Raw genomic sequence first — 14,142 nt, 5'->3', positions numbered from 1 at the left:
AACTGACTGTGATAAAGGTTAAACCTTCCAGCAAGGGGAAGGTCAAGGGCGTTTTAAAAAAAGATGAAAAAGCAGGAAAAGGAGAAAAACGGGAACGTCAGGTCAGGACGTTCCCGGTCTGTTATTGATTGAGAACGATAAGCGGCGTTCGATGCTCCGGTTCATTCATCACTGTGAGATCGGCGCCGTACAGCGCATTTAGCGATGGTTGCAGCAGAACATCCTGTGGGCGACCGTTATCAACTATCCTGCCGCGTTCCATCAATACCACGCGGTCAGCATAGCGCGCTGCAAGATTGAGATCGTGCAGGACGCAGCAGACGCTGAACTGTCGTTCACCTACCAGGCGACGCAGCAGACGAAAAAGATGCTGTTGGTGGTGAATATCCAGGGCAGAGGTGGGTTCATCGAGAAACAACCATTTTGGTCTGGGCTCGGGCTCCCAAAGCTGAACCAGCAGGCGCGCCAGTTGTACCCGTTGTTGTTCTCCTCCCGACAGATGCCGGTAATCGCGCGCGGCCAGCGCCTGGCAGTCGCACAGCGTCATGATGTGCTCCGTTTCATCGCCCGTGTTGCGCGTCCGATACGGATGCCTGCCCATGCGGATGACCTCCTGCACGCTAAACGGGAAGGCCATATGACTGTTCTGGCGCATCACAGCACGGGTTTTTGCCAGCTCGGTGATTGACCACTCGTTCAGCGGCTTGCCAAACAAGCTGCAACGTCCGCTATGGGGCTGCAGATAGCCCGTAAGCTGGCGGAGTAGCGTCGATTTTCCTGCCCCATTCGGGCCAAGAATCGCGATGATTTCTCCATCAGGTAGCGTCAGGGAAACGTCATCGGTCAGTCGTCTGCCCTGAATGTGGTAGACCAGATTTTCAGCGACGATCATGACACCCTCCGGCTACGCAGTATTAACCACAGGAAATACGGTCCACCGATCAGGCTGGTTAACAGGCCAACAGGCATTTCGGCAGGCTGAACAAGAGTGCGGGCCAGCGTATCGGCAATCAGAAGTAAACAGGCGCCGGCCAGCGTAGAGCAGGGAATCAACCAGCGATGATCGGCGCCGGTAGTCATTCTGATCAGATGTGGGATCACCAGGCCAATAAAGCCAATCACGCCGCTGACGGAAACGGCAGCGCCAACCAGGAGCGAGCTGAGCAACAGTAACTGCTGGCGCTTACGTTTGACGTTTACGCCGAGGTAATGCGCCTCTTCATCACCCAATTGCAGCAAATTAAGCGTTCCTGCCATACAGACGGTGACAGCAATAGCTGGAAGAACAAACGTGCTGGCAACCAGCAGCGTTGGCCACTGGGCCTGGCCGAGATTCCCCATCATCCACAGCGTAAGTTGACGTAGCTGCTGTTCGTCACCCACATAACTCAGCACGCCAATAGCCGAACCGCACAGAGCATTGATAGCGATACCGGCTAACAGCAGTTGCATCATTCCGCCGTGGTTATGACGCTGGCTTATCAGAAAAATAATCGTGCAGACCACCATGCTGCCCGCGACGGCAAAAATCATCTGCTCATACAACACCAGCACCACGGGGAATGAAAAGGGGATAACTATCGCGATGCCGACCATCAGCGCGGAGCCGCTGCTGACGCCAAGCAGGCCGGGATCGGCCATTGGATTGCGAAAAAGCCCCTGCATAATGACCCCTGCCGTAGCCAGCGCAGCACCGACCAAAACGGCCAGCAGCACGCGAGGCAGGCGGATGTTCAACCAGATATCACGGTATTCGTCGTTGAACAGGGCGCTGAAGCTAATATTCAACGCCCCCTGACTGGCACCGAACAGCATCAGAGCGACCAGCAAGAGAGAAAGGCCCGTCAGAATGCTGACGGAAGAAAGCGAGTCCTTAAGCACGCAACGCTCCATAACGTCTTTGCGGCGCGAAGTTTCCGCGCCGCGAGGGGTTTACGCGGGTTTCAGTCCCGGCTCAACCAAACTGTAAATCTGGTTATTGAGTGCCGGCGCCGTGGCCAGTTCGTGAATGTGCCTGGCAACATCTGCGCGCATCACAAAGCCATGACACTCTTCGGCCTGTAATCGTTGCGCCAGGCCTGTGGCTTCACCGTTCAGCAAACCGCCGGGGCGGAGAATGGCGTAGTCCAGTGGACTGGTTTGTAGCCAGCTTTCAGCCAACGATTTTTCCCGTACAGCCTGGCCAAATGCGGCCCTGGCGCGTGGGGACAAAAAGGCCCAACTGTCGCCACAGCCCAGGGAGGTGACCAGAATCATGCGTTTGATCTCAGCTTTTTCTGCTTCATCAATGACGGTTCTGTGCGCCAGATAATCCTGGGCACCGCCCATGGAGGAGATCACTGTGGCATGCTGACCCGCTGCGCGACAGGCGCAGGCGGTGACCTGGCTGTCGCAGGCATCGCCAATAAAGACCTGCACACCTTTTTCCTGCAGCCCGGCAGCGACCTGGGGATTGCGAACGACAGCAATCACCGGACGACGCTCCGCCAGCGCGAGTTCCAGCGTTTTCGCGCCGACGCCGCGACCACCTGCACCAAAAATGAGCCATGGAGCCATCAGGCATGTTCCTTTAAAGATGAAGACAACGCGTGAAAGGCGCTGACCTGTTCGGCCAGTAGTTGTCGATGCTCATCGCGACCGAGGAAAATTTTGAACATAGCGCTACCCGCCTGGTTGAAGAAGAGAATGGACGCAGTGTCCATTCCCATAAATTTGCGTTCAATCAGGGCAATATGCGTGCAGTTTTCTGCCTTGATATGACCGGTCATGCCTTTTTTGCCGCGCAGGTTGAAGTAACCGTGGCGGTGGAACCCGGAAGGTAATTCACCGGTGAATTCCAGAATGACATCAGCAGTATGGACCAGGGTGGTGACTTTGCCCCATTCGCAGACGTTTTCCCAGACGGTATCAAATTGACTGCCGGAAACCAGCGTCGGGGAAGGGAGGTTTTTCACCACCTCCAGCAATGTAGTGTTGTACTGGGCGGCGATAGCTTCCAGCGTACCGTCCGGCTCAGTTTTCAAAAAATCCTGTAAAGAGACATGGCTCATAATTCACTCCTTTTATGGTTGCTCTACCGCAATGCGCGGCGCGTTAAGTGCCTGAATCAGTTCATCAAGAGACTGCAAAATATTGCTCGCCCAAAAACGCCCTTCATTGGTCAGGCGTACACAGGTGCTGGCATCTCGCGTCAGTCCTGCGTGATGCCATTGGGTCAGTAGCGGGGCCAGTTTTTGTGCATGAGGCGTCAGCTCATCCAGCGGAACGCGGGCCGTCTCAATACCGGCCTGGAGAGTGTGTCGCCACTGGAAACCACGCTCGGCGGTGCGCATCATCATCATTAGCGGTTTTTTTCCGGCGGCGATAGATTCATGCCATGTATTCAGGTTGCGCTCGACCATCCAGGAATAGCCATTGACTGATCCTCCTGCCCCAGAGCCGAATGCCAGACAGTCTGCACCCTGTTTAATCAGCAGGTTGTACAGATTGCGTTCCCGTGTGGTGCGCGCCCAGTGGCTGTTGCTGATGCAGCGCCAGCCCGCGCTGTCCATGAAATCGCAGCCCTGAAGATAGAGATCGCGGCGTTCGGCGGGAGAGGGAACGGTTGTGCGCCCGGTTTCAACCGCTTTGCCTAGCGGTGTATTAGGGATCAGATTCAGCGCATAAAGATCTACGCCGTCGAGGCCGATGTCGCGGGCAATCTCCAGATCCTCGCCCCACAGTTTTGCGTCTTGTCCTGGCAGACCAAACAGCAGATCGCACACCACGGCGGCACGATCCCGTTTTACCAGTCCTTGCATAAAGGCTGTCGCGGTCGGGCCGTCCGAAGTACGCGCCATTTTCTTGCGGATTCGGCTGTTAAAAGACTGAATACCGATCGAAAATCGATTGGCGCCAGCGTCAAGGCAGGCATCGATTCGCGCATCGTCAAAATTGAGCACCCGTCCCTCAATGGTGATTTCGCAGTCCGGCGCCAGCGGCAGCTTGTCGCGCAGCGTGGTGATAATTCTGGCCAGATCCTGTGCAGACAGCGCAGAAGGCGTACCGCCGCCAAAATAGACGGCGTGAATGGGGGCCGACTGATGTAATGCGCTATCAGCTTCCATCTCTATTTCGCGCAACAGCGCGTTGGTGTAGCGGGTGCAGTTGTCTTCTTCAAACCGGTTTTGATAAAAACCGCAGAAAGTACAATGCGTTGCACAAAAAGGGATATGCAAGTACACCAGCCGTTTACGCGGCGGGGTTGGCTGGCTGATGACCTCCTGCCAGGTTTGTGACAATAGCTCTTTGGCAACCGGGATCGCCCCACGCCAGGGCATCGTGGCGCGGCGATCCTTAAATGGCTGACGTCCCTCGAGCGCAAAATGCGCGGTGAGATCCAGCGAGTGTTCAGTTTTCATTCTTCTTAATAAATCCAGTTAGTGAGGCCAGAATTGCTGGTGCAGGGCTTCAACCGCATCGGCGACGCGAGGCCCCATCCCCAGAATCAGCGCCTGGTCTACCGCCACAATGCGCTGGTTTTTCCAGGCAGCAGTATGGGTAATACCGGCAATCGCGCTCAGGCGATCCAGACCGCCATCCACCATTTGCGACGTCACCACGATCACCTCCGGGTTGGCGGCGATCAGTGATTCCGCGCTGTAGCTTTTATACTGCTCATGGGTGGCGACATTTTGTGCGCCGGCGAGGGTCATAATGGCATCGGCAACGCTGCCTTTTCCGGCGACCTGCGGCGCGCTGCCGCCAGCGGAGAGAATGAACATGGCTTTGACCGGCACGTTTTTCGCCGCCACGCTGTGCTGAACACGCTCCAGACGTTGCTGCAGGCGATTGACTAACGCCTCGCCTTGCTCAGGAATGTGCAGTGTTGTAGCCAGTTCTCGAATGTTGGCGTACATCTGTTCGACGGTGGCCGGCACGCGTGGCAACGTCACGACGTTAACCTTTTGCGCTCGCAGCTGATCCAAGACGATTTGGGGACCAGCATCCTGCCAGGTGATAAAGCTGTCCGGATGTAGCGATAAAATGCCCTCGCTGCTTAACTGCTTCCAGTAGCCGATATGCGGGAGTGCGGCAGTTTCAGGCGGATACGAGGTGGTTTCATCAACGCCGACCACCCGGTTGCCGACGCCCATGGCGTATATCAGTTCGCTAAGCGAGCCGCCCGCCACCACCAGGCGGTCGGCGGACTGGGCATTGAAAACGCAGGCGAGGCTCAGTAAGCCAATCATGAGTTTTTTCATCGTCAGAAATTCCACGCAAAGCCAACGGCGGCATTGAAACCAGCGTCTGGAATAGATTCATGCGCGGTTCTGTAACGCTTGTCGGTCAGGTTGTTGAGCGCGAGGTTGACCTGATACTGATCCTGCGGACCGAACTCGGTGTTAAATGCGAGGTTAAGTGTGGCCCAGCCTGGGTAGTTGATTTCCGTGGTGCCGGTATTGTCTTTGGCGCTGGACGCCGCGCGGATAAAGACATCGGACGTCAGGTTAGCGACGTTCATCAACCAGGTATGTTTCAAGCCGACGCGGCCGGTCAGCGTGGGTTCGCCGGTATCCCAGGTTTTAAGGGTATTGCCTTCGTACTGACGGCGAATGAGATTACCGCTCAGGTAAGGTGAAACCGCCCAGCCGTTGTATTCTGCGGTGAGTTCCATGCCCCAGGTTTTGGCCCGATCGATGTTGTCGTAGTAGTAATAGCCGCCCCGTGAAGAGGTGGTATTACCGTTGCATACGGGTTGACCTGAACAGGCCAGGCTGGCGATATAGTCTTTGGCTTCGGAGTAATAAATGGCGCCGTCAATCAGCCACATATTCCCTTTATACCGTGCGCCCAGCTCATAGTTATTCGAGTGTTCCGCCTTCAGGTTTGGGTTGCCGTAGGTCACGCTGCCGCCTGCGGACGTCTGCATAAATAGCTGAGTCAGCGTGGGGAAGACATAGCCCTGGGCATATGCAGCCCGGAGTTCAAGATCTTTAAAACCGGAATAGCGTAGGCTGGTTGAGGTCACCAGTTCATCATCGTGAACGGAATTTCCTCCGGTGGATTGCCAGGTGCTGCCGCTGCTTTGCAGGGTTTGCGTATCGTTGCGATTGAGCTTCGAAGACAGCCAGTACTGGCGTGCGCCCACGGTCCACGTCCAGTCATCGGCAAAGCGCCAGTCGTTTTGCGCGAACAATGAGGTGTTGCTTTGCTCCGCTTCGTTGTATGACAGGGTACGGGTTTGCGTATCGAAGAAGCCGGTAGCTGCGGTCTGGCGCGTACTGCCGTCCGCGTCCTGTTTTATTTTGTCATGCTGATATTGAGTGCCAATCACCAGTTCGTTGTTAGCGGGAAGGGTGAAATTGCCCTGCAGCGTTACCCCCTGGGTATACTGTTTGTCGTTGGTATTGGTTTGATTGTTTATCGTCAGCGCTTTAATCGCCGGGCTGGGGATTATCTGGGTCGTTTTGACCCGGTTTTCAAATTTGCGCTCTATTGTCTGGCTGTATGCGTCAAGATGGATTTTCTTCAGGTAATCCCCGTCAGCCGCATAGTCGTAGAAAAGACCGATTTTCTCGCGTTCCAGCTTAGGTATTTTGACGCTAAAGTCGTCGAACTGGCCCTCTGGATCGTCAAACCAGGTTTGAGTAGACAGTTTGTAACGATCGAGGGAAAGTCCGATTTTGTGGCGATCGAAGTTGTAGCCAAGCCACATGCCCTGGCCGTTATTACGGAAATTGGTGTCGGGCAATCTTCCATCAGGCGTATCGCGGTCCCCCTGGTCGGAATAGCTGCCATTGATGCGGTAGTCAAAGTTTCCGATGCTGCCCCAGGCCGCAGCTGATTCTTCCCATCCTGCCGTTGCGGAGTTATAGACGGCCTTAACGCTGCCGCCGAGAGGCTTATCGCCGCCTTTTTTGGTAATAAAGTTTACGACGCCGCCAATCGCCTGCGAACCATAGAGGACAGAGTAAGGGCCTTTGACCACTTCAATCCGTTCCAGCGCGGATTCGTCAATCAGCAAACCGGCCCCGTAGTTTTGCCCGGCGCGCTGGTAGCTGACGACCTGGCCGTCTATCAAAATCAGCACCCGCGAAGAGGCTTCGCCACGAATACGGATTTGTTTCCGGCCAGCGAGGGCGTTATCGGTGACTTCAACGCCGGGAATATCTTGTAAATCATCAGCAATAGAAACGCTGGTGGAGTTTTGCAGCGTCTGGCGATCGATAACCTGAATGGTTGCCGGGCTATCCCAGAGACTACTTTCAGAGCGGTTAGCCGTGACGATCACCGTATCATCGCCGGGCGTTGAAGCGTGTGTTGTAGAGGTCGCTGCAGAAGCAGCGCCGGACATGCATAATGTCAGGGCTGAAAGAATAAATGGCCTTTGGTTAATCCGTGGCAACATAAGGGAACCTTTATTGAATGTAAATGATCATCATTATCATTCGCGTTTATATATAAAAATGTTTCCCTTTGTTCAATATGAAAGATGTAGAATCAATGCATCTTTTGATTTGAGTCAATTTTGTGCGGTCAACAAATACTGAAATGTGATCTGTGTCGCGTATAACAATGTGAATCAAAAGGATTTATTCATTTCTTTATTGGCTGAAAATGTGCAGGTCACTCGGGTAAATGATTATGGCAATCTGGGCTATAATGTGGCTCAGCACCAACAAGCACCGCGGGGGAAAAGTGAATATTAGCGATGTTGCGAAAAAAACCGGTTTAACCAGCAAAGCCATTCGCTTTTATGAAGAGAAAGGACTGGTGACGCCGCCGCTGCGTAGTGACAATGGCTATCGCACTTACAACCAACAGCATCTGAATGAACTGACGTTGCTGCGTCAGGCGCGCCAGGTTGGTTTTAACCTGGAAGAGTGCGGCGAGCTGGTAAACTTATTTAACGATCCGGCGCGTCATAGCGCGGATGTGAAAAAGCGTACGTTAGAAAAAGTGGCGGACATTGAGCGGCATATCAGTGAGCTGCAGGCCATGCGCTTGCATTTGCTGGCGCTGGCGGACAGTTGCCCGGGCGATGACAGCGCCGAATGTCCAATCATGGATAATCTCTCCGGCTGCTGCCATCACCAGGCGAAGGCTTAACGGCGAGAAGGATTAAGCATAAACACCACCGTACCGCGATACCACGGGGATTTCTCAAGCTGCGCTTCAGCCTGAGGGTCCCTGCTACCGTTTTGTACCAGTCCCAGCTTAAACGGAATGCGCAGGCGAGCGAGCGCAGGCAGATACGCCTGATAATTTGTTACCGTGTGACGGCCCTGATAGCTCTGCACCACCAGTTCATCGACCGCCAGCGCGTTCAACGTGGCGACGTCGCCCGTTTTTGCCCAATCCAGTAATCCGGTTACGCCAAGTGCAAATTCAGTGGGTAACCTCTGGCGCAACTGCTGTAGAAAGTGCGCGTAGTCGGCAAGCTGATGGGTCGCCGCGTCAAAATCAACCTGCAGGCCGACAACGTGATTCCCGGTGGCCTGCCAGCGTTGCATCAACCGTATGATACGCGCCGGGATTTCCTCCGGTACGTCGAGCGTGGTAAAGCGTACGGTCAGCCAGATTGACGGAAAAGACAGACGGCTGACCGGCAGTCCGAGACGCTGGAAAACCACGTTACCCGAACGAACCAGTACCTCGCCCTGATGCAGATAGACCGTTTGCGCGTTTTTCAGCTCGTCACTGGCCTTCACTCCGGACCACAGCCAGAAGGCGGGATGCTCACGGGCGGCGACGATATCCGCCGCCTGTGCCTGGCCCAGCAGCAGTGTGGTTACCAGTAGTATTTGAGTTTTTGCGCCCACGGGCTTCCCGGATACTGCGTTTTCAGTTGGGTGAACCAGCCCTTACGCTGCAGTTTATCCACTTCCTCGCCGCCGCACTCGTTAGCGCCTGAAGGCGCATAGCACATGATGGCGCGATACAACGCGAAGCTCTTATCTTCGACTTCAGCGGTGGGCGAGGTGATTACCTGCTGATAGTAGCTTTGTCTGTCGAACTGGCCGAAGGGTTTCTTGCGCGAGATTGCTGATTCAAGCACGTCATTGCCAGCGCTGTTTTTCCACAGATCAACATGCGTTTGCGTGGTGCGGAAGAATTCGCCTAAGCAGTTCAATGCGTGGGCATCATCCGCTTTTTTGCTCAATACCGTTACCGTTTCATTGAGGCTGCGACACGTATAGCCCGCCTGCGCCGCGTCGCCATTCCAGTCGAATATGCTCAGGTTAACGTCAGCAAACGCTTCGCCAATGACTGGAGGCGTAATCGCGCTGGCCAGTTTTTTGTCATTCAGCCAGTCGCCAAAGCGATCCTCAGTAAGATCCCGCACCAGCAGCGTATGCAGGGCGATGGTACGCTCTTCGTTATTCGGACCGTGGACGGCCTGCTGACGCAGCAGTTCAGGCGTGGCCTGTGTTTTTAGCACTTGCGAGCGAAAGCGCAGGTTGGTCACGGTACTTTCTGGGGAAAAAACTGCCTCCACGTCGCCGCTATAAACCAGCGTCGCAGCGAGCTTAGCCTGCACATACTGCTGCTGTTCGTTGTCCTGACTAAGTTTTAGCAACTGCTGCCAGAAATCACGCGCCGCGCTCCAATTCTTCTGGCCCATCAGCGCTTCGCCGTACAGCACCTGTTCGCTGAAGGCGAGAGTATCGTGAGCGGCAAGTTTCTGCGCTGGCGTAACTGCCTGAATAATTGCCGCGTAGTTGCCCGTTGCCTGCCACAGATTCAGTTGCAGATCGCGCCAAAGCGGCAATTTTTGGCTCTGTTCAAACACCGGCTTGCTGGCGTCGAGTTGTTCCTGGGTTAATGTCAGTTTGTAATCACTATTCAAACGCAGCGCGCGCAGCAGTTCGATATAGCTGACCAGCGGCGCGTCGGGGAAGGCCTCCACCACAGGTCCTTCAAAGAATTGCATACCGAATACATTATCGTATTCGATAACGATTTCACGCAGTTGCTGTGCGTCAGCCGACTGCTGGAGCGTCTGCTCATACAACCCGGCCAACTGCGGCCACGCCTGTAAATACCAGTTTATGCGACGCAACATACCGCGGGTGGAATTGGCGTAGAGTCCTTCCGGCCAGCGTTGCAGATAGTTCTGCGCCTCTTTTTGCGCCTGAGCGGCGTCTTTGAGTTTGATATTGTCGATATTAAATTCGCCGAACTGCCCGTCGCTAAACTTACTGCTTTTGTTCAGTGCTGTGCGCATCAACATGTATTGCGCGGTTTCCATCAGCCAGGGGGAGCCGTTGTGCAACACGATGGTAAAGTCTTGCTCGGCCCCTTCGTAATTTTGATCGTAAAAATGCGCGGCACCGGTCAGATACGTTTTGTACAGAAGTGAAGTCGAATCAGCCGGAAGTGCAGCAAGGGACTCGGCGATCTGTTCTTTGGTCGCGCGACCCCATAAATCCAGGCGCGCTTGCGCAAGTAATCGGCGCTGGTCGATATTTAACGTCTCGTCCGTCATCAGCGCAGCGATAAACTCGCTTACGCTCTGGCGATTATTCGAAACATAACGGTTTTCCAGGTCGGCATCATAGCCGTTTTGTTTAGCAAATAGCGGAGGTTCGATTTCCAGAACAGCCAGTTGCTGACTCAGAGTGGTATCTTCACTTTGCACCGGGGCAACCGCTGGCTGCGGGACAGCCTCATCCCATTGTGGGTGATACGCAAAATAGAAATCGCGGGAGCGGGTGATATCCGCTGGCATCGACTGCACCGGCAGAACAAATGATTTTTCCTGACTCAGCAGCCGCAGCAGGTTGTCGCGGCTGTCGTTTTCAGGGTTAAAGGTCGGCGTGCCTTTCAGCAGGCAGCTGTCGTCGCTCCATTTACAGTCTTCCATATCGAAAGAGGCGAGTGCCTGCGGGGCGGCGGTCAGTAATGTGCAAAGGGCAAAGGCAAGGGGTGTCTTCCTGACCATGGTCTTATTTCCTGTCTTTTTAGTGTGATACCGCTTTAATAATCAGGGTAATTCCCTCAACGGCAATGACTTCAACCTGCGTTCCTGCGCTCAAATCGTCGCGGGCGCTAACGGGCCAGGAGCTGTCGCCGACGCGCATATGTCCGCGGCCATTGACCAGGGCGGTTTCCAGAATAAATCGACGGCCAACCAGCTGCTGTCCGCGCTGGTTCAGATGGCTGTCGGCGGGTTTCTGCTCCTGAACGCGCCTTGCCAGCCACTTCCACCACAGCCAGGCCGCCAGCAGGGTGAGGGCGGCGAACATCGCCCCCTGCCACGCCCAGTCAAGCGGGACGAGCCATACCACCAGGCCAGTAATTACCGCCGCCACGCCGCTCCACAGCAGATAGCCGTTACCGCCCAGCATCTCGGCGGCGAGGAGCAAACCGCCGAGGCTGAGCCAGAAGATGTGCGGGTGCACCAGAATCATCGCTATCATGATTTTTTCCGCTCGCTGGCGCTGTCCTTAACCAGTTCGGCGATCCCGGCAATGGAGCCCATCAGGCTGCTGGCGTCCAGCGGCATCATCACCACTTTGCTGTTATTTGACGAACCGATATGTTGCAGCGCTTCGGTGTATTTCTGCGCCACGAAGTAGTTCACGGCCTGAATATCCCCGGCGGCAATGGCCTCAGAAACCATCTGCGTTGCACGGGCTTCTGCTTCTGCGGAACGTTCACGCGCTTCAGCCTGTAAAAACGCGGACTGACGTTCACCTTCCGCTTTGAGGATTTTCGACTGCTTCTCACCTTCGGCCTTGACGATTTCCGCCTGACGGATCCCTTCTGCTTCAAGAATGTAGGCGCGTTTTGTTCGTTCGGCTTTCATCTGTGCGTTCATGGCGTCGATAAGCTCAGCCGGAGGACGGACGTCGCGGATCTCAATACGGGTGATTTTGATGCCCCAGGGATTGGTGGCCTCATCAACGATGTGCAGCAAGCGCGTGTTGATGTTGTCGCGTTGGGAGAGCATTTCATCGAGTTCCATCGAGCCGAGAACGGTACGAATGTTGGTCATGGTCAGGTTGATGATCGCCAGTTCCAGGTTGCTGACTTCATAAGCCGCTTTCGGCGCGTCGATCACCTGAATAAAGCACACGGCATCAATCGCGACGTTGGCGTTATCTTTGGAGATGACTTCCTGAGAGGGGATATCAAGCACCTGTTCCATCATGTTGATCTTACGCCCAATGCGGTCCATGAACGGTACAACAAGGCTTAAACCCGGCTGCAGGGTTTTGGTGTAACGGCCAAAACGCTCTACCGTCCACTGGTATCCCTGCGGGACGATTTTGACGCCTGCGCCGACGATGACCAGCGCGACAAAAATAAGAATAGGAATAAAAATGAGCATTGATGAAACCTCCTGTTGTGCTGTCCTTTACTGCCTCATTAGTCAAATTATACCCGATTTATCAAGGTGGCTCCCCTATAATAAATTACAGGAATATACCCTTCATACTTCAAGCTGCATGTGCGTTAGCTACGTTACTCGGCCCATCCTTGGGCCTCGCCCCTGCGGGGCCGCTGTAAGCAGCGTTCAAATCTGCTCCCGGCAGATTTGTCGTTCACTCCAGTCACATAGTTAGCTATGCTCCTGGAGGTTCACTCACTTGCCGCCTTCATGCAACTCGAATTATTTTGGGTATAGACTATCTGCACGAAAGAGGTAAAAAAGGGATTGGTAATGGAAGAAAGCAGCATTCTGCTTCAGTTAAAAAATGTCGCATGGCAGGCAGGGGCGACGCAGGTTCTCAATAACATCTGTTTTGATCTCCGCGCCGGAGAATTTAAGTTGATTACCGGCCAGTCCGGGTGCGGTAAAAGTACGTTACTCAAGATAGTCGCGTCGTTAATAAGTCCGAGTTCCGGTGAAATCCTTTTTGAGGGTAAGGAGATAAATACCCTCAAGCCGGAAGCGTATCGTCAGCAGGTCTCTTATTGCGCGCAAACGCCCGCCTTGTTTAGTGATACCGTCTACGACAACCTCATTTTCCCGTGGCAAATTCGCGATAAACGCCCGGAACCGGATGTGTTTCTGGAAGATCTGGCCCGATTTGAGTTACCTGAGGCAATCCTCAAAAAAAATATCAATGAGCTGTCCGGCGGCGAAAAGCAGCGCGTCTCGTTAATTCGTAATTTGCAGTTTCTGCCGAAAATCCTGCTGCTTGATGAAATCACCAGCGCGCTGGATGAAGCCAACAAGCGTAATGTGAACGAATTAATTCACCACTATGTTCGCGATAAGAATATTGCTGTGCTGTGGGTGACGCATGACAAAGATGAAATTGATCATGCGGATAACGTCATAACCCTTCAACCGCACGCCGGTGAAATGCAGGAAGTAAGCAATGAACGAGCATAATATTACCAATGAATCCCTGGCATTAGCGATGATGCTGGTGGTGGTCGCAATACTGATCAGCAACAAAGAAAAGCTGGCGCTGGAAAAAGATATTCTCTGGAGCGTGTGCCGGGCGGTGGTTCAGCTTATTATCGTTGGCTACGTGCTGAAATATATTTTCGGCGTCAACCACAGCATTCTGACCTTATTGATGGTGCTGTTTATTTGCTTTAACGCGGCCTATAACGCGCAAAAGCGCAGTAAATTTATTGATAAGGCTTTTCTCTCGTCGTTTATCGCCATTACGGCGGGGGCGGGGTTAACGCTGGCGGTGCTGGTTCTGTCAGGCTCTATCGAGTTCACGCCGATGCAGGTTATCCCTATTTCCGGCATGATTGCAGGCAACGCGATGGTTGCGGTAGGGCTGTGTTACAACAATCTGGGGCAGCGGTTTAACAGCGAACAGCAGCAAATTCAAGAAAAACTCAGCCTCGGCGCGACGCCGAAAGTGGCCTCCGCGCCGCTGATTCGCGACAGCATTCGTGCCTCGCTGATCCCGACTATCGATTCAGCGAAGACCGTGGGACTGGTGAGTTTACCGGGGATGATGTCCGGATTGATTTTTGCAGGTATTGATCCGGTAAAAGCGATTAAGTATCAGATTATGGTAACGTTTATGCTGCTTTCGACGGCCAGCCTGTCAACCATTATTGCCTGCTACCTGACCTATCGGAAGTTCTATAATTCACGTCACCAATTAGTTGTAACGCATTTGAAGAAGACGTGATCTGGTGCCGGAGGGAGCGGTATTTGTCGAATTTCCAGGCCCGATA

Annotated in this window: 14 protein-coding genes; 3 read left to right on the top strand and 11 right to left on the bottom strand. The window is 54.0% G+C overall.

The annotated features are described in order from the left end of the window. Nucleotides 1-121: 121 nt before the first annotated feature. From OGW16_RS13480 to OGW16_RS13450, 7 genes are read right to left on the bottom strand one after another with little or no spacing between them, the layout of a single operon-like run. A complete protein-coding gene (locus tag OGW16_RS13480) occupies nt 122-892 on the bottom strand; it encodes a heme ABC transporter ATP-binding protein (RefSeq protein WP_047412979.1) in 771 nt (256 codons plus the stop codon). Further along, a complete protein-coding gene (locus OGW16_RS13475) occupies nt 889-1,881 on the bottom strand; it encodes a FecCD family ABC transporter permease (RefSeq protein ID WP_087053066.1) in 993 nt (330 codons plus the stop codon). Before OGW16_RS13475 ends, OGW16_RS13480 begins: the two co-directional genes overlap by 4 nt. Before the next feature lie 51 nt (nt 1,882-1,932). Next, on the bottom strand, nt 1,933-2,556 hold the full coding sequence (gene chuY, locus OGW16_RS13470) for an anaerobilin reductase (RefSeq protein WP_286518518.1): 624 nt from the start codon (nt 2,554-2,556) through the stop codon (nt 1,933-1,935). Continuing rightward, nucleotides 2,556-3,050, bottom strand: coding sequence for a heme utilization cystosolic carrier protein HutX (gene hutX / locus OGW16_RS13465; protein ID WP_043015437.1), 495 nt, complete (start codon nt 3,048-3,050; stop codon nt 2,556-2,558). Before hutX ends, chuY begins: the two co-directional genes overlap by 1 nt. Before the next feature lie 12 nt (nt 3,051-3,062). Further along, complete coding sequence (hutW, locus tag OGW16_RS13460) at nt 3,063-4,400, bottom strand: heme anaerobic degradation radical SAM methyltransferase ChuW/HutW (protein WP_286518517.1); 1,338 nt, start codon at nt 4,398-4,400, stop codon at nt 3,063-3,065. Nucleotides 4,401-4,418: 18 nt separating this feature from the next. Continuing rightward, nucleotides 4,419-5,243 (bottom strand): heme/hemin ABC transporter substrate-binding protein, encoded by an 825-nt coding sequence (locus OGW16_RS13455; RefSeq protein ID WP_087051618.1) that lies wholly within the window; start codon nt 5,241-5,243, stop codon nt 4,419-4,421. 2 nt (nt 5,244-5,245) lie between these two features. Then, nucleotides 5,246-7,390 (bottom strand): TonB-dependent receptor plug domain-containing protein, encoded by a 2,145-nt coding sequence (locus OGW16_RS13450; RefSeq protein WP_080625609.1) that lies wholly within the window; start codon nt 7,388-7,390, stop codon nt 5,246-5,248. Nucleotides 7,391-7,680: 290 nt separating this feature from the next. Between OGW16_RS13450 and cueR the strand changes: the two genes are divergently transcribed. Beyond that, complete coding sequence (gene cueR, locus OGW16_RS13445; RefSeq protein ID WP_043017858.1) at nt 7,681-8,091, top strand: Cu(I)-responsive transcriptional regulator; 411 nt, start codon at nt 7,681-7,683, stop codon at nt 8,089-8,091. Here the strand turns inward: cueR and OGW16_RS13440 are convergent. Genes OGW16_RS13440 through OGW16_RS13425 form a run of 4 tightly spaced genes read right to left on the bottom strand, consistent with a single transcriptional unit; the run spans nt 8,088 to nt 12,319 of the window. Beyond that, entirely contained in the window at nt 8,088-8,804 is a 717-nt protein-coding gene (locus OGW16_RS13440) for a DUF3142 domain-containing protein (RefSeq protein ID WP_286518516.1), read from the bottom strand. The two genes, cueR and OGW16_RS13440, sit on opposite strands and share 4 nt — an antisense overlap. Further along, nucleotides 8,774-10,927 (bottom strand): PA5441 family protein, encoded by a 2,154-nt coding sequence (locus OGW16_RS13435; RefSeq protein WP_286518515.1) that lies wholly within the window; start codon nt 10,925-10,927, stop codon nt 8,774-8,776. The genes OGW16_RS13440 and OGW16_RS13435 overlap by 31 nt, the downstream gene beginning before the upstream one ends. A 19-nt stretch (nt 10,928-10,946) precedes the next feature. Next, nucleotides 10,947-11,405, bottom strand: a complete 459-nt coding sequence (locus tag OGW16_RS13430) for an NfeD family protein (protein ID WP_043015443.1) — start codon at nt 11,403-11,405, stop codon at nt 10,947-10,949. Continuing rightward, nucleotides 11,402-12,319: an SPFH domain-containing protein gene (locus OGW16_RS13425; RefSeq protein WP_003021835.1), complete on the bottom strand. Its 918-nt coding sequence runs from the start codon at nt 12,317-12,319 to the stop codon at nt 11,402-11,404. The genes OGW16_RS13430 and OGW16_RS13425 overlap by 4 nt, the downstream gene beginning before the upstream one ends. Before the next feature lie 333 nt (nt 12,320-12,652). Here OGW16_RS13425 and fetA point away from each other — a divergent pair, with 333 nt between their 5' ends. Then, nucleotides 12,653-13,330, top strand: a complete 678-nt coding sequence (gene fetA, locus OGW16_RS13420; protein ID WP_043015444.1) for an iron efflux ABC transporter ATP-binding subunit FetA — start codon at nt 12,653-12,655, stop codon at nt 13,328-13,330. Then, nucleotides 13,317-14,096 (top strand): iron efflux ABC transporter permease subunit FetB, encoded by a 780-nt coding sequence (gene fetB / locus OGW16_RS13415; protein WP_043015445.1) that lies wholly within the window; start codon nt 13,317-13,319, stop codon nt 14,094-14,096. The genes fetA and fetB overlap by 14 nt, the downstream gene beginning before the upstream one ends. Nucleotides 14,097-14,142 lie beyond the last annotated feature (46 nt).

The organism is Citrobacter sp. Ce104, from assembly GCF_030334595.1.
Taxonomy (GTDB): Bacteria; Pseudomonadota; Gammaproteobacteria; order Enterobacterales; family Enterobacteriaceae; genus Citrobacter; species Citrobacter europaeus.
The sequence above is the reverse complement of the archived record's forward strand: the minus strand, read 5'-3'. Positions and strand labels throughout refer to the sequence as shown.